We start from the raw sequence: 20,792 nt of genomic DNA on the forward strand, positions 1-20,792 counted from the left end.
TGCAAAGATGTTGAGGGTGTAAAAACACATGATTTTCTCTCTCATTGTCGTTCTATAGGTAAAGATTTAGAAAATAAAGTGGTTACAAGATGATTAAATCGAGTAAATAATTCAACCAAATAGGAGGTATAACATGGATTATCAAATCATTGGCAAAGGCGAACCGATAGTTTTTATACATGGTCTTGGACAAACGCAAGATGCTTGGGAGTTACAAAAAGAATTAGCGGACCAGTATCAGTTGTTTATTCCGACTTTGCGAGGTCACGGGGAATCGCTAGTAACGGAAGATATGACATTAGATTATTTTGCGAAAGATATTTTAAAAATGTTGGATGATAAGCAGATTGAATCGGCTCACTTTTGCGGGTTGTCGCTTGGTGGTGTGATTGTTCAAGAGATACTTAAACAATCCCCAAAACGAGTTAGATCGATGATTTTAGCCAATACGACAAGCTATGTTCCCAGTTTTGCGCTTGATCTAGCAGTCAAGGTGAGAGAACGTTCATTGAACCAGCTATCCGATGAACAATATATAACACAAACTGCCGGGGATACATTATACAAGCCAACAGATCAGGAGTTGCATCATGCTGTTAAATCGTTTCATATGAACCGAGAAACCTATGTACAATCATCGAGAGCTATACGAGGGGTTAATTATCTTCCCTATCTTAGTACATCTACACCGATACACATTATAGCTTCTAGCAATGATAACGTTACACCTTATATATACAATGCCCGTTACACGAGAATGTGGGCGCGTGGGGCTAAAATGACCGTGTTAAATAAGGCAGGGCATTTATCAAATATACAAAAGCCGGTGCAGTTTAATCAAATTGTAAGGGATTTTGTGGGGGCGGGTTAACTTAGTTGCAGGTGACAAAAATATCCCTGTATTAGAAACATTCACGGTTGTTTCTAACGCAGGGATAATTTCACTATCGACTTCTTTTTGCAAAAAGGTTTTTCTTTATGTTTAAGTAGTTTTTCATTTCAATAATCAAATATAAGAGATTCGCCCGTACTTCAAATTCTTCTCTTGTCTTCGGCAACTCCATCTTGCGGATCAAGGTATATAATTCCTCTAACTCATTCAATGAAATGTCCGTTGTATCTCCCGAATGAACGTTGCGACTTAAATTCTCCAAGAACTCTGCAATCATTTCTTTCTGTTTGACGTCTAGGCTAGTTGAAGAGAAAATAGCAACGATTTTCATCATTTGTTTTAGGAGTTCCAGTTGATCCTCTCGCATTTCCAAATAATAATAATCTTTATTTTGTTTTCGCAACAGATGATTTTCTACATCTTGAATGGCAATGCTTTTGGATTGATTAATCAAATCTTCTACCTCAAGTATTTCTTTCCCATCCCAATTCCGCATACTATCTCTTAAATGGGCAGAGAATTCAAAGAGAATAATTTCAAACTTTTGTTCAATCTCCCTCTTAAAGATTTCAATATCTCGTTTGAAATTTGGCATGAAACTATTGACGAGAAGGGCAATTCCCATACCGATGAAAATAATATAGAGCTCGTTCAGAAACATAGACAAGTTAGCATCCTTTACCGTATAAACATGTAATAAGACAACCATACTTGTGACAAAACCACCCTGGATGTGAGCTCTTACGAGGATTGGAACAAATAATAAAATAAATAAGGAAAAGACAATGGGATAATACCCTAACACTTCAAACAATAAAGCACCAAGAATCAAAGATAAAAGAGAGGCAAAGAATTTATTTTTAATTGTAATTAATGTTTTTTTCTGCGTTTTCTCGATACACATAATAACAATAATTGCTGCAAATGTTGCAAATTCCAAATTCAAAAAACTCGCAATCCAAATTGCCATCCCTGCTCCTATAGCAGTCTTTATTGTCCGATAACCAATACCATTCATAGAAACACCATCCTATTATCTTCTATGTAAATCCTTGCAGGTTTCCTGTTTTACAAATATTCGCGTTAATTCACATATATGTATAATCATAACACCAAAGAAATGTTCCTGTGTTACACAATTGTGAAAATTAAACTTTTCATGTTTTTTTGTAATGAAGGGACAAAAAAACTAAGATATTTATGCTAGCCTATCATTAGAAGCCTATAATTGAAGGTCGTCAAGTTGAAAAATGTGCTATATTCTACAAAATACACACTTGTTGAATAAAATTTGATTTGTATCAGCTCTCACACCAATCTTTATTCCTACTTACAAAATTGAGGGTAAAGTGGTAATATTTATAAGATTAATACAAGATATAAATAGAGGAGTTATATTATGAATATTAAAAAAAGAATAGTTACAGGAATTATGGTTACTGGAGTGTCCTTGGGCATATTAGCAGGATGTGGAGCAGAAAAACCAACTGATACAGTAGATGGCTTCTTAACGTCAATTCAAAAGGGAGACTTTGAGAAGGCAGGAACATATGTTGAGGGTGGCACAGATAGTTTAAAAACAGATGTAGACAGCACAGCCGATGAAGAGTTTACAATTTCTATGATAGAAGAAATATCTAAAAATTATAAATTTGAAAAACCTGTAGAAGTTTCTGTTAGTGGTGATAAGGCAGTAGTAGAAGCTAAAATTACATCTGTTGACTTCGGGGATGCGATGACAAGTACAATGGCAGAAGTAATGCCATTAGCATTTGCAAATGCATTTGAAGAGCAAACACCAGAATCAGAAAAAGCATTCGAAGATTTAATGGAGAAAACTACATTAAAACACTTGAAATCGGAAGATGTAACAATGGCAACACGTAAAGTGAAATTGAATCTAGAAAAGAATAAAGATGGAGTATATAAAATTGTCAACGATGACAGTTTTACGGAATCTATTTTTGCTAATCTTAGTCAATTAGAAGATTTGTTTGGCGAAGGTGATGACGGTGCAGTAAGCGAGGAAGTAGCGGAAGAGCCACAATCAGAAAAAACTATCGTAGTCGTTTCAGTAATTGCTAAAGACCAAAAGTATGACGTTAATCCTATTAATGTTAATGTTCAAGAAGTATCTTTCAAGAAAGCTAGTAATGTTTCAGAAGAAGAACAGGGAAATATTTCATATCTGGCTGAAAAAGAGGTTGGAAGCGAGTTTAATTATTTATACGTAAGTTATAATGCTGAAAATACATCTGATGAGGATTATAATTTTTCTGGTATTAGTCAAGTAGTATTGTTTGCAAATGGAAAGCAAGAAGTGTTAGAGAGTAGTTTAGATTTTATTGATTATGATGAAGACCAAGATGGTTCTTATTATGGAAAGGTAAATAAGGATGGAGAAGTTGGATTCGTAATTAATGCAGACCCTAGCAAAATAGAGAAAGTAAGACTAGTAATAGGCGGTTCAATGAAAACAGACACATATGATGGTGGAACTGATGAACAGATAGTAGAATTTGATTTAAGCCAAAAATAATATTATTAAAGAATGAACCCCCATTAAATGATGGGGGTTTAGTTGTATAAAAGGAGTTTTTTATCAAATGCACCAGTAATATTGAAAAATTGGGGTTCTATCCACACGATCGTTTTAAAAGGGGCTGTCGTAACGGAAGGGTGAAAAGTTGAAGGTTATTGGGTATATCCGAGTCCCAACTCAAAGGCAAGTCCAGGGAAAAATATCCCTGTGTTAGAAACATTCACGTTTACTTAAACAAATGTGAATGTTTAAACTTTCATGTTTGTTTCTAATACAGGGACAAAAAAATATACTTTCTTTTTGTTCAGCTTGAGCCTGTATGAATTAATAGATGACACAATTATAGACTAAAGAAGGAGTTTCATTGCTCATCTCGAATACATTACAAAAGGAGTGGAGTGAAATAATGAAAAAATAAAACATACAACTTCTTATTAATTCGCAGTGGAGTTATTCATTCTGGAAAGGCTTAGAGAGCGATAGTGAGCCTAGATGGTCTATAGGCTGTTTCTTAAATAATGGTGTTGTTAGGGCTAGAAAAAGGATTACAAAAAAGGAGCGATCCTCATAAAAAAAATTATATTAGTTCTAACAGGCTTTATTATGTTCATCCTAATTATTGCAACAGTATTCCATTATCAAAATTCTAAAGAAATCACATATCCACAACTAAATCAGTTAAATAATTTGCAGGATACCCAAGCGCCACAAAGTGAAATCAAACAGTTACAACCGATTAATATAGATGAAATGATTGCATACACGTTACAAAATGACAAGGTGAACATTACATATAATAAAGGAAATGATTGGATTAAGGTTCCAGTTGAAAAAGATCAATTATTTGAAGGGGAATATAATGGAGATAAACAAGTACTAATTGAAAATAGCTATATTCTTGAAGAAAATCGAGTTGCATTCTTATATTCCATTAATCAAAGGATTACATTAATCTATTCAAATGATCAAGGTAAAACGTGGGAGGAATCATTAGTTACGGAACCCTTCCCAGTCATGCGTTTTAGAAAAGTAGACTTTCCAAATAAAAATTTTGGATATATCATTATTTCCGGTGATCGTACAATGTCACAAGAGGCTTCACATGTCTTTTTAACACATGATGGTGGAAAGAGTTGGGAGGAAACCAACAATTCTGGGGTAACGAGATTGATTTCGGATGGAGGATTTTTAGATGAATTAACAGGATTCTTATCTTTTGGAACGATTAATCCTGTGAAACCGGATCTTTATGTTACCGATGATGGTGGAAACTCTTGGAGTGAAGCAGTAATTAATATACCAGAGAAGTATCATCAAGTCTTTGTTACAGCTGAAACACCAGTAAAAGTGGGAGAAGAATTAACAGTTTTACTTAATCAAGGTCCTAATGGAGATTATGAAGGTGGTAGAGTAAAAGGTAAATTTGTATCCAATGATAACGGTAAAACATGGATTTTTCAGAAGGAGGTACAGCCAAATGAAACAGAATAAGAGTAAACGAAATCGAATAATTGGCTGGACTCTACTTTGTTTAGCAATTGGTTTTTGCTGTTTACAAATGTGTTATTTGTTTATCTCTGCAAAGTATCAAGTTGAGTACATTGATAATCGATTATTTTATATTATAAATATTTTATGTATCGTCTTTCTAACTCTAGCAATTCTGCTTCTAATAACACTTACTAAAAAGCTGAAAATAATCGGTGCAAGTATAGTGGTCGTTTTTATTGTAGTTCATATATCCATGCTTGTTTCCAGTAATCAAACAGTCAAAAATATTACAAGTATATCCCCTAATTGGATGCATATTTTATCTATTAAAGAAAATATAGAGAAAGGAGAGATCGTTTATTATCGGAACTACTATAGCATTCTAGCTCTCCCAAAAGAAAGATTGCCTTTTGAGTCAAGAGGAGAATTTCAAGTGGAATGGTTAGCGAATGATATCGTTGCCGTTACATACGAAGCAAAAGACAATAGCATTCAACAATTTATTGCCACTTATGGTGATCGTGGTAGTGGTAGTTCTTATTATTATGTAGGGGCTGAGATTCATGGCCACTGGCAAGGTGAAAACATAAAAGTGATAAGCGATACGGAAGGTATTTCTGTGATTCAAAATGATAAAACGGAATTGTTTGAATGGGATAATATTCAACAGTTTGGCACACTTGCTGTCATTTTAAAGAAAAATAACGAAGCTGTTTGGACTATATCACTAAATGAAGATTTTGAGGTTCATTCTGATGCCTCTGATTCATCTGTAGGAAATATCAGTATTTATGAAGCAACGATGGAAAAAAACAAACAGATTACACTGCACTATAGTGGTTCTAACTAGGATGTATGGGATCTGGATGCAATAAAAGAGGATATAGAGATTGCTATGAAAAGAAGTGTAGATATCGAGATAAAAACTTGGGAAGATGGGCAATTCACTTTTCATAATGGAAAAGTCATCTGGGGGGATTTGAGTAGAAGAACAATTGAAATGGAAGATGTATTCAAATCCTTTGTGATAAAACTTGATGAAATAGTAGATGTAACAGTTTTAGAGTAAATAGAAAAACCACCACCTCGATTAGGAGACGGTGGTTCATTTTTATTTTATTCTAAATTATAAATTATCTATCGCGTATTGCGCTTCTTCCGGAGTGAACTTTTCCCCGTATTCCGAAATCAATTGTTCGTAAATAGCCGAATCTGACATATTCATAGTTTCTGCATATGATTGTGCCTTTTTTAATGCGTTTTCTTTCCAATCGAATACAATGTTATCCATCGCATATTGAGCAGCTTCTGGGGGGAAATTCTCTCCATATTCAGAAGTCAACTGATCATAAATGCCTACCTTTGACATGTGCATAGTTTCCGCGTATGATTCCGCTTTCTTTAACGCCGATTTATGCTCCCTAGGGACACTTTCCTCTTTTTCCTTGGCTTCAGCTTCAGCCTCTTCTTGTGCAATTCTTTCTTCTTCCGCCTTGGCTTCCACTTCCGCTTCTTCTTTGGCTTTTTGTTCAGACTCTGCTTTCTTTTCTGCTTCTTTGGCTTCACGAGTAGTTTTCTCTTCTGGTGTTTCTTCTACTTCTTCCACAATTGGTGCAGTAGTTTCCACTTTTTCATCTTCGGTATCGGAATCATCCCCACCAAGTGCTGCAGTACATGCTCCAATTAACACAATGACGCCGAAAATTAGTGAAATGTCCCTGTGTTAGAAACATTCATGTTTGTTTCTAACACAGGGACAAAAATCGATGAAGGTCCGATTGAAATTATCATCAAGCGACGAGAGAAAACAAATGGCTAAAATAAATACGTTTTCAGCGTCTAATGAATACTTTTTAAGAAGTGGGAAACATTAACGGGAGTAGATGCAGAAATGGAGGGATTAGGATGAAGCAAAAAAATGCTTTTGCGCTTATGACTGTTATTTTATCAGCAGGCTTTTTATTCGGCTGTAACGGTGGCGATGAAGATGAGCCAGATCCAACCGAAGAACCTACAGAGCAGCAAGAAGATAATAGTCAATAAAATTTTTTTAAACAGGATTCATGTAAGAACATCGTTCAATACTGAACGGTGTTTTTATTTTATTTTTATAAATCCGAACAAGTTAGATAGGAATGTTAGCTTGTGCATATAAAAGAGGTCAATCCTCATTTCGAGGATTTTTTGTTTGATTGGGAGCAAAAGTTTCAGTTCCGATGGAAATATTCTTGGGATGGTAATTATGTAACGAAGGAAACGTTGCTTTATCTTTAAAGTTATCTTGTTCATTCATATTTTTGCAGCTGGATTCACGATGCGACGGATAGCTTCTAAGCTGCAATAGCGGGACTGATTGTAATTAATGTAGCTATGGTGGTCGTGCAGACTGTCGCCACTACCATAAAAAGAAAACAACAATTGGGATAAATTAAGCAATTATAGAATAGCATACCTTATGGGACACAAATTTAGCATTTTACGAAAAACCAGGTTTTCTCTACTACAAGAAAATAACACGGTTTCTTTGCTCGTTCGAAATGGGGTTTTCATATAACGAATCATCGTCTTCATTCCAATTCGAGAGTCGTAACATTCTGTCTACTCATCATGCCACACAGAGAATGAATGTTATACTATTAGGCTCTAAAAACTCGTATTCTTACTAGCGTCAGCCGAAATTCATCTCCCACTTTCACTGTGTTGCACCCGTAACGTTTGGAAGTGGGTAACTTCTTTCGGAAAGAATATTAAAAATGAATCTGTACAGTTATAATACTAATATGTTAGTAGTAGATTCACATTATAAATACATAAAGAAGGAAGTAGTGAAACGTATGGCAATTACATCGCATTCTGTAATCATTCCAACATCTGTAGAGAAGGTATGGGAATACGTTAGTCGAATTGAAAACTGGGCAGTAATGGTTCCTGCCTATAAGGAGCATGAACAAATTGATGAACAAAAGTCAGTTTGGACATTCGAAGGGAATATTAAAGGATTTAAAAAGACTGTGAAAATGGAGTTAAACGTCACTGAATTTCATGAGCCATCGACGATTCGGTTCGAGTTAGAAGGGTTAACGGACAACTTTACAGGTAGTGGTAAGTTTACTGCTGAAGAAACGGCAGGGCAAACAACGATGACAGGGACAATTGAAGTAAATGCAGGTGGCTTAACAGGCGCTGTGTTCACACCTGTTATTAAAATGGTATTACCGAAAGTGACAACACGCTTAACAGAGAAAATTGCACGCCAAATTAAACAGGAAAAGGTGCCAGTTTTGTAAAGAAGGTTTTGCTTATTGAGGTGACAGGCACTTTTATATAATGTGGCTGACATTAGAATGAAGTGCGGTTAGTCAAAAGAGTAACCACTCAGCTTCTTGGTCGGAAGCTGAGAGTGGTTACTTTTTCTATTGATGTATAATGTAACCATCGCTACAACAGCTGTCGCTGTCAATGCGGGGAACATTCAATAAAAAATGTCCCTGTGTTAGAAACATTCACGTTTATTTAAACAAACGTGAATATTTAAACTTTCATGTTTGTTTCTAACACAGGGACAAAAAATAATGGGATTTTAAATGCTGTTAATACGAATAAACTATCAGAGGAAAGAATAGACGAATCTGTTAAAAGAATATTAATGCATAAATTTTCTTCAGTAGAATAATTAATGCTGAATTAAGAGTAAAATATTGATTATATTAAAATATCCCTGCGTTAGAAACATTCACGTTCATTTAAACAAATGTGAATGTTTAAACTTTCATGTTTGTTTCTAACACAGGGACAAAAAAATCATTCAATTACAGCCGATGTAGACAGGTTTCATTCCATTTCAATTATTACATCATTTTCTTTAGCAAGTGCTTGAATTTGAGTTTGGTAGTCCCTCATCATCTTTCTAGCCTCGGTAAGCTTCTCATTGGCTTCATTCATTTTATCCATATCTTGCTCTTCCAGTGCTGAAAGAATAGTGACAAAGCCACTATTTTGAATATTGACAGCTTTAATGTAGTTCTCATGTATGTTCCTTAATTCTTCCGTTTCTACTTTTACTTCCTCTAAATTCGTAATGAACTTTCCATATTTCGGAATAACTTCGTCTAATATTGTATTATACATCGTTTCATCATCTGTATAGTTAGGACCTGAAACACTATCGTATAAGGAAATTACTTCTACTTCTTGTTCCGCAAGTGAAGGCATGATCTCGTTCATATAACTTAACAAATCATCCTGAACCTTATCCGATTTTTGAACTTCAGGCTTTTCTACTGCTTTTTCCACCGTTTGAGCTGTTTCTACTTTTTCATTGGTTGATTCGCTTACACAACCAGTCAATGCGAGCATTGATGCTATTGACACTCCGATTAAAACATTTGCTTTCTTCATTTACAACCACCCCTTTGTATTTTATATGCTACTCGTTATAGTAATGATTCAACAGTATGAATATTCTTAATCAAGTTAGGGCCTATTTAAAAAATATCCCTGCGTTAGAAACATTCACGTTTCTTTAAACAAATGTGAATATTTAGACTTTCTTGTTTAATTCTAACACAGGGACAAAAAACATGTACTGAAATTAAATAAGAGTTATGCTAAGGTAACTATAATAAGCGATCTGAATCTCATGGAAAGAACGTTTATAAGATAACCGTACGAAGACAGTAAAATTTTATTTGAAAACAAAAGGGATAGTGGCTGTATTATCGTTTACAATACGGTTTTAAGAGGAAAGCAAGGTCTTATCCAACCTAGAAAATAAATTTTATTAAAATGTAGAAATGAGGAAAAATTATGTATCCAAATATTCTTAGACATCCTGGACCTACTCCAATTCCTAAAAAAGTGGAACTGGCAATGACACAAGATATGATTAGCCATCGTACAGTAGAATTTGTTAATCTTTATCAAGAAGTAACACAAAATGTAAAAGCTTTCTTCGGGACGAAGCAAGATATTTTACTTCTTCCTTCGGGCGGAACGGCAGCATTAGAAGCAGCTGTGGTAAATACGGTTTCTCCTGGTGAAGAGGTAGTCGTCATCTCAGTAGGTGCCTTTGGGGATTATTTCATTTCCATATGTGAGAGATATGGCTTACATGTACATAAACTTGCAAAAAATTGGGGTGAAGCTTGTACCAAGGAAGATCTGATTGAATTTTTAAAACCACTATCCAATATTAAGGCTGTTTTTGCTACTTATAACGAAACTTCAACAGGAATCCTAAACCCTATCGAGCAATTAGCCGAAGTGGTTCGCAACCATTCAGATGCTATCTTTATAGTCGATGGAGTAAGTGGTATTGGGGGTGTCCCTGCTGAAATGGACCAATGGGGTATTGATATTTTGGTAACAGGTTCACAAAAAGCGATGATGCTTCCCCCGGGTCTTGCCCTTTTAGCCGTAAGTGAAAGAGCATGGAAAGTGATTGAGGCTAATCATTCTACTGCTTATTATTTAAATTTGTTAAGTTACCGTGAATGGGCAGCAAAAGGAATGACACCTAATACTCCGGCAATTTCGCTCATCAAAGGTCTTTCTGCTGTTTGCGATTTAGTTGAGGAGGAAGGCGGTATTTCAAAAACGGTTGAACGACATGAAGTTATGAAAAACATGGTTCGTGAGGCCATGAGAGCCCTGTCAATTGAATTATTAACAAGTGATAAGTATGCATCACCTACAGTTACAGCGATACGTACCCCAGAAGGATTAGATCTTACAGCCTTTTTAGGACATCTAAAGAAGAAGTATCACCTTGATTTTGCTGGTGGTCTCGGTCATCTTCAAGGCGAAATTTTCAGATTCGGACATATGGGCTATTGCTTCCCTAGTGATATCCTTCAATCAGTTTCTCTAATGGAAGCAGGTTTGCAGGATTTATCCTATCAATTTGAGCCTGGAGCTGGAGTAAAAGCGGCACAAGATGTTTTCTTGTCCTCATTAAGAAAGTAACATATTAAAAAATATCCCTGTGTTAGAAACTTTCACGTTTATTTCTAACACAGGGACAAAAAAAGCCACAAACCTTATATATCAAGGTTTGTGGCTTTTGTCTATTTAATAAAATGTCCCTAATAAAATGTCCTTGTGTTAGAAACATTCATGTTTGTTTCTAACACAGGGACAAAAAAATTTCAAAATTAATAATAGTGAATATTGTATGGGAAACTTGATAAAACTTTGAATCAGATCAGGAAGCTATCAATGTTGATTAGTTTATGCTTGATATTTTTTGTTTATAGTAAATAATATAAGTAGACTAGAAATTTAATTAAACGATACAGTTTAACAATAATATAAAGATATTAAGGAGAGAAACAAATGAAAAACAATAAATTAAAAGAAACGCCACATATTAAGCCAAATGGAGTAGAAATAGCAGAAACTATGTTTTTGCCAGGAGATCCACTTCGTGCAAAGTTTATTGCTGAAAACTTTTTAGAAAAACCAGTTCTTTTTAATGAAGTTCGAGGTATGCTGGGGTACACAGGCGAATATAAAGGAAAGAAAGTTTCTGTTATGGGTACCGGTATGGGGTCACCAAGTATGGCAATATATTCATGGGAACTAATTAATATTTTTGGGGTTAAAAGTTTAATTCGTATAGGTTCATGTGGGGCTATGCAAAATGATATTAAGTTATATGATATTATACTTGCAATGGGAGCAGCGACAAATTCAAATTATGCACATCAATGGAATCTTCCAGGTCAATTTCCAATTACAGCATCTTATGAATTATTAGAGAAAGCTAAGAAAATAGCTGATGAAAAGAATTATAAGGTTCATGTAGGGAATGTACTATCTAGTGATGTTTTCTATAATGCTGATGAAACTGCAACAGAAAAGTGGGCTAAGATGGGAATATTAGCGGAAGAAATGGAAACGACAAGTTTATATTTAAATGCTGCTAGTGCTGGAGCTAAAGCATTAACAATTTTAACAGTAAGTGACCATATGATTACACATGAACAAACAACTCAAGAGGAGAGACAAACTTCATTTACAAAGATGATAGAAATAGCTTTAGACATAATATAAGTAATGGGAGTCATAAATACCTCTTTACTTGGATGAATGTAATTGTGTCAAAGAGGAGATACACAGCCTAAACATCATTCCATAATATATTTTTGTGAGAAAAAACCTTTCTTAATCAAATCTTGTTCTGCAGTGAATTGGGTATAAAAATATAAAAGTAAAAAGGATGTCTTAATCAAGACATCCTTTTTACCTTATGATTTAGTATAGTTATCGAAGTAACCTTGGATATAGACCATTGGTGTTCCTTTGTCTCCACTACCAGAAGTCAAATCAGATAATGATCCAATTAGGTCTGTTAGTCTACGAGGTGTGGTACCTTGAGCTTCCATCGCACCAACTAAGTCTTCGTTTTTATTCTCTATGAATCCAGATATAGCTTGTTTTAACTCTTCTCCACGAAGGTGTGAGAAATTGTTATCTGCTAAGTACTTTAATTTCACTTCGTTTGGAGTACCGTTAAGTCCATGAGTAAAAGCAGGAGATACTACTGGGTCCGCAAGCTCCCAAATTTTACCGACTGGATCTTTGAATGCTCCATCTCCATAAACCATTACTTCTACGGTTTTACCTGTTACTTCTTTGATTTTTGCTTGAATTCCATCAACGATTGGTTGACAGTTGTTCGGAAATAATTTGACGCTTTCTTCTGTTGCTTTATTTGATCCTAGAAGACCATATTCTTCATTAAAGCCACTACCATTGATTGATTCTGAAAGAATATCATCAAGACCATATACTTTTTCAGCACCGTTTTTTGTTAAAATTAGTTTCGTTCTGAAACGTGAGTGAATATCACAAGTTAATACAGACTTTGTATAATCTAATATGGTTTTTGGATTGTTTGAGAAAATAACTTCGCAAGTTATACCTTCAGCCAGGACTAGAGATTTATAGTATTCGATGTAATCAACACCGGTAAATGGATGTTGAATTTTACCGAAGTGTTCACGGAACTCAGATTCAGATAATACATCAGTCCATGGATTTATGCCTTTAACATCTAGTTCGTCAATGTCTACAAGGTGGTTCCCAACTTCATCGGCTGGATAACTCAACATTAAAACTATACTTTTTGCGCCTTTTGCAATCCCTCGTAAGCAATTGGCAAATCGATTACGGCTAAGAATTGGGAAAATGACGCCAACTGTGTCGTCACCGAATTTTGCTTTTATATCTGTTGCTATATCGTCAACTGAGGCATAGTTTCCTTGTGCACGAGCGACAATGGATTCCGTTATTGTTACAATGTCACGATCCTCAATCAAAAATCCTTCCTTTTTTGCTGCATTTAAAACCGTATCAACTACGATTAGTTCGATATTATCTCCTTGGTTAATGATTGGACCGCGAAGTCCACGTACTATTGTTCCAACTGCTCTTGTCAATATAATCTCTCCCCTAATCAAGTACACTTTAAATCATATTATGTGCTAATGTTCTAACACCTATAAGTTTACTATACCTTGTTAAAGTGGTATAAGTAAAATTAATAAATATTATATGTGATATTAGGAGAACTTATATGATAGGAAAATTGGATTTATACCGTATATTTAACATCGTTAGCAGAAATAAAAGTTTTTCTAAAGCAGCACAAGAACTATATATGACCCAATCCGCTGTTAGTCAAGCAATTTCAAAGTTGGAGAAAGAATTGGAAATACTGCTTTTCTATCGAACATCAAAGGGAGTAACATTGACAAATGAAGGAAAACTGTTAAATGAGCATATTAATTCAGCTTTAGGAATAATTAATATCGCAGAAGATAAAATATTAGAATTTAAAACATTAAAGACTGGACAATTACGTATCGGAGTTGGAGATACTATCTCTCGCTATTTTTTATTACCTTATTTGGAAGAATTCCATAATAGCTACCCTGAAATCAAATTAAATATATTAAATGGAACCACATCAGAAATATGTGATTTTATTAAATCCGGAAAGGCAGATGTGGGGATATGTAATTTACCGGTCCACGACAAGCATCTTCAAGTCATCCCTTGTAAGGAAATCCAAGATATTTTTGTATGCGGAGAAAAATATAAAAAACTAACGGAAAAACCGATTAGTTTAGAAAGTTTAATGAGAATGCCCCTAATTTTTTTAGAAAAGAAATCAAATTCACGAATGTTTGTCGAAAATTTCTTTAAAGAGAAGGGCTTTCAAGTTTCACCTGTGTTTGAACTCGGGTCGTATGATCTAGTTTTAGAATTTACAAAAATAAATCTAGGTATTTCATGTGTCATAAGAGAGTTTTCTAGGGATTATTTAGAAAGAGGAGATTTATACGAGATAACGCTAGAAGAGGAAATTCCAAAAAGGAGTATTGGCATCTGCTATTTAAAAAATATTCCGTTATCACGTGCTGCGAAGAAGTTTGTAGAACATATAAATAATGTCTGAAGCAGTAAAAACTCATTTAGATGTATTACGGTGACCCGTATCAGAAGTATGTGAGGTTTAATTAGGAAAGACGTAAAAGTCGTTTCAGTGCAACCAAGTATTTAACATAAAGTAACTAGCATCTTGTGTGCTGCTATATACACTCAACACATTGTGAAGCAGTTGCGTGGTTGGAGTTACGTTAATGGTTGTTTGGACATAAAATTAAGACCCATCTTATCTGAAATGGGTGGGATGGGTCTTTTCGTATGGGAATTAGTAGAATATTCCATGGTGTGTACAACGGCAAATAAAATACTTCATCTAAAGGAAGCGTACATTTAAGTAATAATACTGCTACAGACTAAAATAGCGTGGTCAATCATCAGTACTTAGCGCCCCGTACAACTTGCTGAAACCTTTATAAGGCTGCCTACACCCCACTAAAGAAGTTATTTCATCCGGGGAACATGAACATGTAGAAAGCTTCAAGGTCCTTTTAGATTATCAGCGTTAAGATCTGCTACCATTAGAACTGGTAGCTGGAAAATTTGTTTTCACTATAGGGCTGACTCTAACACCTTTCTTTTCCTTGCTAATTTCAAGCAAGCTGGCAACATCAGCTATCCTATTCAACTGAATAAATCTCACCTGATAGGTTCATACTTCTAAAAAAGAAGAAGGTGAACGCTATTACTAAATTTGAAATAGCAATGGATAATTTTTATTTTGAAACGCTTAATGATTTAGTTAGACAATTCAACGAACTTATTCCTGAGCATGCTACTTATAAATATTCCGCGCAAGACGTATTGGAATTACTAATCCTTAAGGAATATGTGAACAGTGAAATAAAAACTATTCGACCTTGAAGTATATGGAGACGCTTTTTGTTCGTATCGTTCAATTATTGGGCTTGCTACTTTCAGCGATATTTTTCCTAAGACTGGTTCTATTTTGTAGTTTTTCTATATCCCCTAAAGCCTGGTCAATGTGTTTTAAAACACTTTTCAACAGTAATATGTTAGATATTCATCTTCGTTTGAATACACAACATCTTTTCTAAGTTTTTTACGAGCATTAGGCTATGAATATAGTGAAAGAAAGTATCCTAAGATAAAAATGTCCGAGGAAGAACATTATGCCATAAAAAAAGTAGCAGTGAATCGATTTAAGATGAAGAATCCAGATCCAATGCTTAAAGTAATTAGGCTCACTGAGTTAATATGAATCTAAACCCCAATTTATCCCAAACTAATAATTACAAATTGAATTCTAAATAAAAAGCCACAAACCTCAGATATCAAGGTTTGTGGCTTTTGTCTATAAAATCATTTCAGTAAAATAAGTGTGGTACAAAAAATTAATTATGCGGACAAAAAAGTAAACTGGTGGTCTGTATTACTCAATTAATGAAAACAGGTTACTACAGTTTCAGTATTAGCTAATCGTTAAGATAGCTTTTCTTCAACAAAAAAAGCAATTTAGTGGAAGTAGGGAAAGTAATACAAGGAGGAATAAATGATGGAAATACATACATATTTTATTCAATTAGCAGTTACGATAATAGTCATTTTGGGAGCTTTGTTAAAATGTTCATTACAGTAAGATACAAATAATATTCATAATTACAAGATAGATTACCCTAACCATCCTACAATCTCTACATAATCTATAAATAGTAAGAGGGAAGGAGGGGGTATAAGATGTATGGATATAGCGGAGGCGAAAACAGCAACTACAGTAATAACGGATCTAGCTTCGTGTTGATTGTAGTATTGTTTATCCTACTTATTATTGTAGGAGCAAGTTTTATGAAGTACTAAACGAATATGATGTAGATTTAGACAGTGTTTCAGCTTTGGCAACGTCACTTTTTAGTCATGGGGTATAATTTGTCCGATGCGCCTAAGGACTTTAAGAAAAATGGTTAGTAAAAAGTTTTAAATGTTAGATACTTTCCTATTTTGTATCTCCTCTTCTTAAAAAGCGACCTTCTCATTAATTGAGTTGGTCGCTTTTTTTATTTGTCCAAAATTTACTTGTTATAAAATAGAACTATTGTTCGTATGGCGGAAAAGAGTTATAGGGAACGTATGTGCTTATAAATATTTTGAAGTACATGCAATATAGTCAGATTACAGAAATTATTTACATGAATAACAAAGGTGAAATCAGTAAAAGGCGAGTAAAAGTTTTGAGTGTTTCACCAGATTTATTCAGGCTTATAATTTCTTGCGTGGTACAAAAAGGACTTTCAAAATAGAAAATGTACTTGCATTTGTTCTAGTCGTGAATCGTGAAAGGGATGCTATCTGATGGAGCACTTCGAGGAGATGGATCATCAATTGGACTTGTCAAAGATACGTGATCGAGGAAGTAAAAAATGGGTGCCATGATGTTGCCAGAGCACGTAGCACTGATTAGACAATATAATAAAGAAATTAAAAAAGTACCTCGACCTGATTTAGATGAATGGGACCTGGATGCGATACAAGAAAACATCGAAATAGCTATGAAACGAAATGTAGATGTCAAGATAAAAACTTGGGATGATGGTAAATTCATTTTTCATAATGGAAAAATTATCTGGGTGGATTTGGGTAGACGAACAATCGAAATGGAAGATGTATTCAAGTCTTTTATGTTGAAGCTAGATGAAATAGTAGATGTAACAGTTTTAGAATAAAGGAAACGACCGACCGTAATGGAAGGTGGCTGTTTTTATTGTTCAAAGTTTTAAAAAAACGTTTTTGAAAAATCCGTCACGCTGTACTAAAAGTCAATCAATTAATTGATTGTTTTTCGAAATAGAAAAGGCTGAAATCCCTGATGGTAAGGGATTTCAGCAATATGGTCCCGACTGGTCTCGAACCAGCGACCCCCACCTTGTCGAATTTGTAACCCTTAAATAACCAAGTTAAATTGAATTCGATTTAGTTAAATAAGTCTGGTTTAATAAGGTTTTCACGAGTGTTAAAGTCATTTGAGTAAAATAAGATCGGTACAAAAAGTTAATTATGCGGACAGAAGAGTAGACAGGTGGTCTGTATTACTTTTTTGATGAAAACAGGTTACAACTGTTTTATAATAGCTAATCCTTTATGATTTAATTTCAGTATTACCTTTCCCGCTTTCACTGTGTTGCACCCGTAACGTTTAAAAGTGGGTAACTTCTTTCAGAGCCTTTAATTGCTACGATTGGTCGTTTATTGCTTCTGTTTATGGACATAACAATTGAAGTGCATGATGCACATAATGGCAAACTTTCATGTGAAATAAAATTACCATACTTTTTTTCACATGTGCCATTACAATCAACATTACAACATTTTGTTGTAATTTTAGTTTGAGAGCCATTATGTTCTTCGTAAGAAACTATGTCAAATCCACATAGCTCCATATTATGTTCAATCATTTTATGGGTGATTCCATGTCTTTTCCACAACAAATCATTTTCTTTAGCGTATCGAACATTAGGAATGTGAATCGTTATTTCATGTTTACCACTTGATAATGTCTTAACAATTCGGGCAATTTTCTCCATCTACTGAACCTCCTTAAATTTACAATAATACTATTATAGTATAAATCCTATGGACATAGCTTGTATCAGCATTTGATTCTATGTGAAAAATAATAGGGATATTTATATAAGACCGTTTGGCAAATTAAGTGCTACAGTTAAGATAAATCAGGATAGGTTGTTGAACGTAGAATAATGAACAGGGTTTTATTACATAAATAGCAAGAAAAAAGCACATTGTCACTTTAGGCGATAATTTGCACTAATTTTAAGCGCTATTTTGCCCATCTAACTTAAAAAGACAACTTCCTTCAGATGGGCAGCATCAAGAAATCGCGTTTACAATGTTAAAGAGAATCCAAATATAAAAAGCCTAATTTCTCGGTAATATAAGTGAAAAATTAGGCTTTTTAAATATGAGGTCCTGATCACTACCCTTTTATTAAAAGACAGCATTAATCAAGAAAATAGATAAGAGGTGGAGGGGAAATCATAAGGATTAAATGAAAAGTAGTGATTTATAAAAAAGAGCAAGGATATTGGTTATTCATTTTAAGAATATATTTATACCGAAAATGTAATATAACCAAATATTTTATATACTGTGATAAATTCAGGAGGACTTTAAAGAGAGTTGGATTATTTTGATAATATAAGAATAGAAATGTTCCCAGCTTTAGAAGGAGATTGTTTTTTAATCAGTTTAGGAGACATATCAAAAGCGCATATACTAGAGATGGAGGCTTTGAAGTACTAGGTGGGACTTTCCATGAGATAGGGAAGACCAAACTCAAAAAGGAACTTTTAACGAAAGAAGAATTCACAGAAGAAGAACAAAATGAGTGGGAAAAGTATCCGGAAATTTGGTTTGAAATGTGTAGACAGGAACGAGACTTAAATTTGTTGATCGCTCATTGTGCCTACCAACGATGCGAAAACTTTAACGGTTCGGGTTTTCCTCGAAGTCTCAGAGAAAAGGACATTCATTTATTTGCGAAGATTATTGCTGTAGCTGATATGTTTGATAACCTCACTCGACCAATTGCAGGGAAAAATTCATTACTTCCACATGAAGCGATGGAAATTATGATGAGGCATTGTTATAAGGAGAGATATATTTGTCTCTCTTTTTTTCGGTTTTGTACTTTTTCTTTGTAAGCAAAAAGTCATTTTCGGGTTAGGGTATTTTCAAAAGCCTTAAAGGTCATAAGCAACTTAAAATACTGTATATTATGAAGATAATGATTGAAAGAACAAATAGACACAGTTACAATTTAGTAACTAGTACAAGTGTTGAAAGGATGAATAAATGTTAGATTATAAATATTACCAAGGGGGAGGTTTGGACCATATTGTTCTGTTGCATGGAATAGGTGGTAATTCCCAAATCTTTTATAAACAAATCGATGAATATAAAAAGAAATTTAATGTGTTAGCTATTCACTTGCCGGGACATGGAAAGTCTCCAGATACAGATGCGTACGAAAAGAAGTTTACCTATGATTTAGTGGTTGAAGAAATAGGGAAAATAATGGATTTACTGGGGATTAGAGAGGCACACTTTGTCGGAATATCATTAGGCTCTATTATCATTCATCACATTCTACAAAAAGAGCCTGAACGAGTGATAAGTGTGGTTTTAGGAGGTACTATTACAGGATTCAACCTATTTTCTAAAACGTTGTTATTAATGGGTAGGTTAATAAAAGGAGTGACTCCTTTTATGTTGGTTTATTCTTTATTTGCACATATTATGATGCCGAAAAGGAATCACAAGAAGTCTAGGGAGTTGTTTATACGAGAAGCTCAAAAAATGAAGAAAACCAATTTTCTCTCATGGTTTGATCTAATTCGAAACGCAGATACAACCTATCAAACTGTACAAGAAACGAGTGGGAATATTCCTAAGCTCTATATTTCAGGTGATGAAGACCACTTGTTTGTGAAGGTATTAGAGAAAGATATAAAAGGAGATGCAAACGCTCAAATGATCATCCTCAATCATTGTGGTCATGTTTGTAATATAGAAAGGCCACAAGAGTTCAATCTTGCATCTCTCACGTTTATTGAGAAACATAGAAGGGTATCAGAAGAAGTCGGTTAAATTGGTTGATTCATAAAGTATAACTACATGAAATCGAGTGTAACTCTAGCGAGTTACACTCGATTTTTTTTATTAAAATATCTTTCGACACCCCATTTATTTATTTCAATAAAACACCTAAAAAATCCACTCTACTAATTAGAATCCGATGAATTTGAAAGTATACTATTTATGCGGAAATTACAGAAGAGGAAGGTTCAGAGTGGTTACACCTTTGTATATCGGTGAAATTGATGCTTAGCTAAATCAAAATAATCACATAGTACACAATAGACTTTGGGTATCTTCAAAAGTAATTTCCCAAAGTCAGATGTGAGTAGACTAGAAATAGAACCTCTTAATAGTTTAGAAGTCTGTATAAAGTTGGAAAGACTATCCTTAGTGCGTATCTCGGAGCAGAGATCGTCGAACTGATATCTTTTGGTGAAGGAATTGATTTACAAACAAGAGAAAACTTAACCTTTATTGATGTCATTCTAGTCCATCTTGTTTTTCGAAATACACAAATAGGTCAACGACTCGTAAAAAAAGCTTTAAACAAGTGAAAACGAACAAGGTAGCAGCTTACTTGGTTTCTCTGGAAGCGAAACATCTAATTATGAAGTTTGGTTTTCAATCGACCAATCGAGTGATGTACGAGCTGCTATATCATCTTTACAGTTGCACCGAACAACGAAACTAGCGATAGTTGTTACGGTGTATACATATACCCTTTACTTTATTTTTCTCCCGCTTCCACTGAATAGGAATACTTCAAAATCGACGATATAATAGTATATATTCCCTTGATTTTTT

17 protein-coding genes and 2 pseudogenes are annotated in these 20,792 nt (G+C 34.4%); 14 read left to right on the forward strand and 5 right to left on the reverse strand.

Translation table 11 applies throughout. The annotated features are described in order from the left end of the window. The first annotated feature begins 133 nt into the window (after positions 1-133). Positions 134-871: an alpha/beta fold hydrolase gene (locus C7437_RS02360; RefSeq protein ID WP_111438033.1), complete on the forward strand. Its 738-nt coding sequence runs from the start codon at positions 134-136 to the stop codon at positions 869-871. A gap of 73 nt (positions 872-944) precedes the next feature. On the opposite strand, the gene C7437_RS02365 is transcribed toward C7437_RS02360, so the two are convergent. Further along, positions 945-1,910 (reverse strand): aromatic acid exporter family protein, encoded by a 966-nt coding sequence (locus C7437_RS02365; RefSeq protein WP_111438034.1) that lies wholly within the window; start codon positions 1,908-1,910, stop codon positions 945-947. 381 nt (positions 1,911-2,291) lie between these two features. Here C7437_RS02365 and C7437_RS17420 point away from each other — a divergent pair. The 4 genes and pseudogenes from C7437_RS17420 to C7437_RS02385 form a co-directional block, all read left to right on the forward strand. Beyond that, positions 2,292-2,891: pseudogene (locus C7437_RS17420) on the forward strand (hypothetical protein); the annotation flags it as partial. A 1,146-nt stretch (positions 2,892-4,037) separates the two neighbouring features. Then, positions 4,038-4,925, forward strand: coding sequence for a WD40/YVTN/BNR-like repeat-containing protein (locus C7437_RS02375; protein WP_111438035.1), 888 nt, complete (start codon positions 4,038-4,040; stop codon positions 4,923-4,925). Then, the gene (locus C7437_RS02380; RefSeq protein ID WP_111438036.1) at positions 4,912-5,775 is read left to right on the forward strand and encodes a hypothetical protein; all 864 of its coding nucleotides are present in this window, start codon (positions 4,912-4,914) and stop codon (positions 5,773-5,775) included. The genes C7437_RS02375 and C7437_RS02380 overlap by 14 nt, the downstream gene beginning before the upstream one ends. A 21-nt stretch (positions 5,776-5,796) precedes the next feature. Then, complete coding sequence (locus C7437_RS02385) at positions 5,797-5,994, forward strand: YolD-like family protein (RefSeq protein ID WP_281269932.1); 198 nt, start codon at positions 5,797-5,799, stop codon at positions 5,992-5,994. Positions 5,995-6,051: 57 nt separating this feature from the next. Here C7437_RS02385 and C7437_RS02390 read toward each other — a convergent pair whose 3' ends face one another. Continuing rightward, the gene (locus C7437_RS02390) at positions 6,052-6,609 is read right to left on the reverse strand and encodes an Ltp family lipoprotein (protein ID WP_111438970.1); all 558 of its coding nucleotides are present in this window, start codon (positions 6,607-6,609) and stop codon (positions 6,052-6,054) included. Between the two features lie 221 nt (positions 6,610-6,830). On the opposite strand from C7437_RS02390, the gene C7437_RS16840 reads away from it, so the two are divergent. Both C7437_RS16840 and C7437_RS02395 read left to right on the forward strand, forming a co-directional pair. Continuing rightward, on the forward strand, positions 6,831-6,968 hold the full coding sequence (locus C7437_RS16840; RefSeq protein ID WP_170122294.1) for a hypothetical protein: 138 nt from the start codon (positions 6,831-6,833) through the stop codon (positions 6,966-6,968). 791 nt (positions 6,969-7,759) lie between these two features. Further along, complete coding sequence (locus C7437_RS02395) at positions 7,760-8,212, forward strand: SRPBCC family protein (protein ID WP_111438038.1); 453 nt, start codon at positions 7,760-7,762, stop codon at positions 8,210-8,212. Positions 8,213-8,756: 544 nt separating this feature from the next. Here C7437_RS02395 and C7437_RS02400 read toward each other — a convergent pair. Next, a complete protein-coding gene (locus C7437_RS02400) occupies positions 8,757-9,323 on the reverse strand; it encodes a hypothetical protein (protein WP_245909190.1) in 567 nt (188 codons plus the stop codon). 408 nt (positions 9,324-9,731) lie between these two features. On the opposite strand from C7437_RS02400, the gene C7437_RS02405 reads away from it, so the two are divergent. Both C7437_RS02405 and deoD read left to right on the forward strand, forming a co-directional pair. Beyond that, positions 9,732-10,889: a pyridoxal-phosphate-dependent aminotransferase family protein gene (locus C7437_RS02405; protein WP_111438039.1), complete on the forward strand. Its 1,158-nt coding sequence runs from the start codon at positions 9,732-9,734 to the stop codon at positions 10,887-10,889. Between the two features lie 369 nt (positions 10,890-11,258). Continuing rightward, on the forward strand, positions 11,259-11,978 hold the full coding sequence (gene deoD / locus C7437_RS02410) for a purine-nucleoside phosphorylase (RefSeq protein ID WP_111438040.1): 720 nt from the start codon (positions 11,259-11,261) through the stop codon (positions 11,976-11,978). Positions 11,979-12,172: 194 nt separating this feature from the next. Here deoD and C7437_RS02415 read toward each other — a convergent pair whose 3' ends face one another. Continuing rightward, the gene (locus C7437_RS02415) at positions 12,173-13,366 is read right to left on the reverse strand and encodes a coenzyme F420-0:L-glutamate ligase (protein WP_111438041.1); all 1,194 of its coding nucleotides are present in this window, start codon (positions 13,364-13,366) and stop codon (positions 12,173-12,175) included. Positions 13,367-13,503: 137 nt separating this feature from the next. On the opposite strand from C7437_RS02415, the gene C7437_RS02420 reads away from it, so the two are divergent. From C7437_RS02420 to C7437_RS02440, 3 genes and pseudogenes are all read left to right on the forward strand, one after another. Beyond that, the gene (locus tag C7437_RS02420) at positions 13,504-14,388 is read left to right on the forward strand and encodes a LysR family transcriptional regulator (RefSeq protein WP_111438042.1); all 885 of its coding nucleotides are present in this window, start codon (positions 13,504-13,506) and stop codon (positions 14,386-14,388) included. A 1,730-nt stretch (positions 14,389-16,118) separates the two neighbouring features. Further along, positions 16,119-16,193: pseudogene (locus tag C7437_RS17425) on the forward strand (YjcZ family sporulation protein); the annotation flags it as partial. Positions 16,194-16,753: 560 nt separating this feature from the next. Next, a complete protein-coding gene (locus C7437_RS02440) occupies positions 16,754-17,056 on the forward strand; it encodes a YolD-like family protein (protein WP_111438045.1) in 303 nt (100 codons plus the stop codon). 447 nt (positions 17,057-17,503) lie between these two features. On the opposite strand, the gene C7437_RS02445 is transcribed toward C7437_RS02440, so the two are convergent. Then, positions 17,504-17,914 carry a hypothetical protein gene (locus tag C7437_RS02445; RefSeq protein WP_111438046.1) on the reverse strand — a complete coding sequence of 137 codons (411 nt, stop codon included), beginning with the start codon at positions 17,912-17,914 and terminating at the stop codon, positions 17,504-17,506. A gap of 666 nt (positions 17,915-18,580) precedes the next feature. Here C7437_RS02445 and C7437_RS02450 point away from each other — a divergent pair. Beyond that, the gene (locus tag C7437_RS02450; protein WP_111438047.1) at positions 18,581-19,051 is read left to right on the forward strand and encodes an HD-GYP domain-containing protein; all 471 of its coding nucleotides are present in this window, start codon (positions 18,581-18,583) and stop codon (positions 19,049-19,051) included. A 151-nt stretch (positions 19,052-19,202) separates the two neighbouring features. Then, positions 19,203-19,997, forward strand: a complete 795-nt coding sequence (locus C7437_RS02455; RefSeq protein ID WP_111438048.1) for an alpha/beta fold hydrolase — start codon at positions 19,203-19,205, stop codon at positions 19,995-19,997. Positions 19,998-20,792: the final 795 nt, after the last annotated feature.

Source organism: Psychrobacillus insolitus, from assembly GCF_003254155.1.
GTDB lineage: Bacteria > Bacillota > Bacilli > Bacillales_A > Planococcaceae > Psychrobacillus > Psychrobacillus insolitus.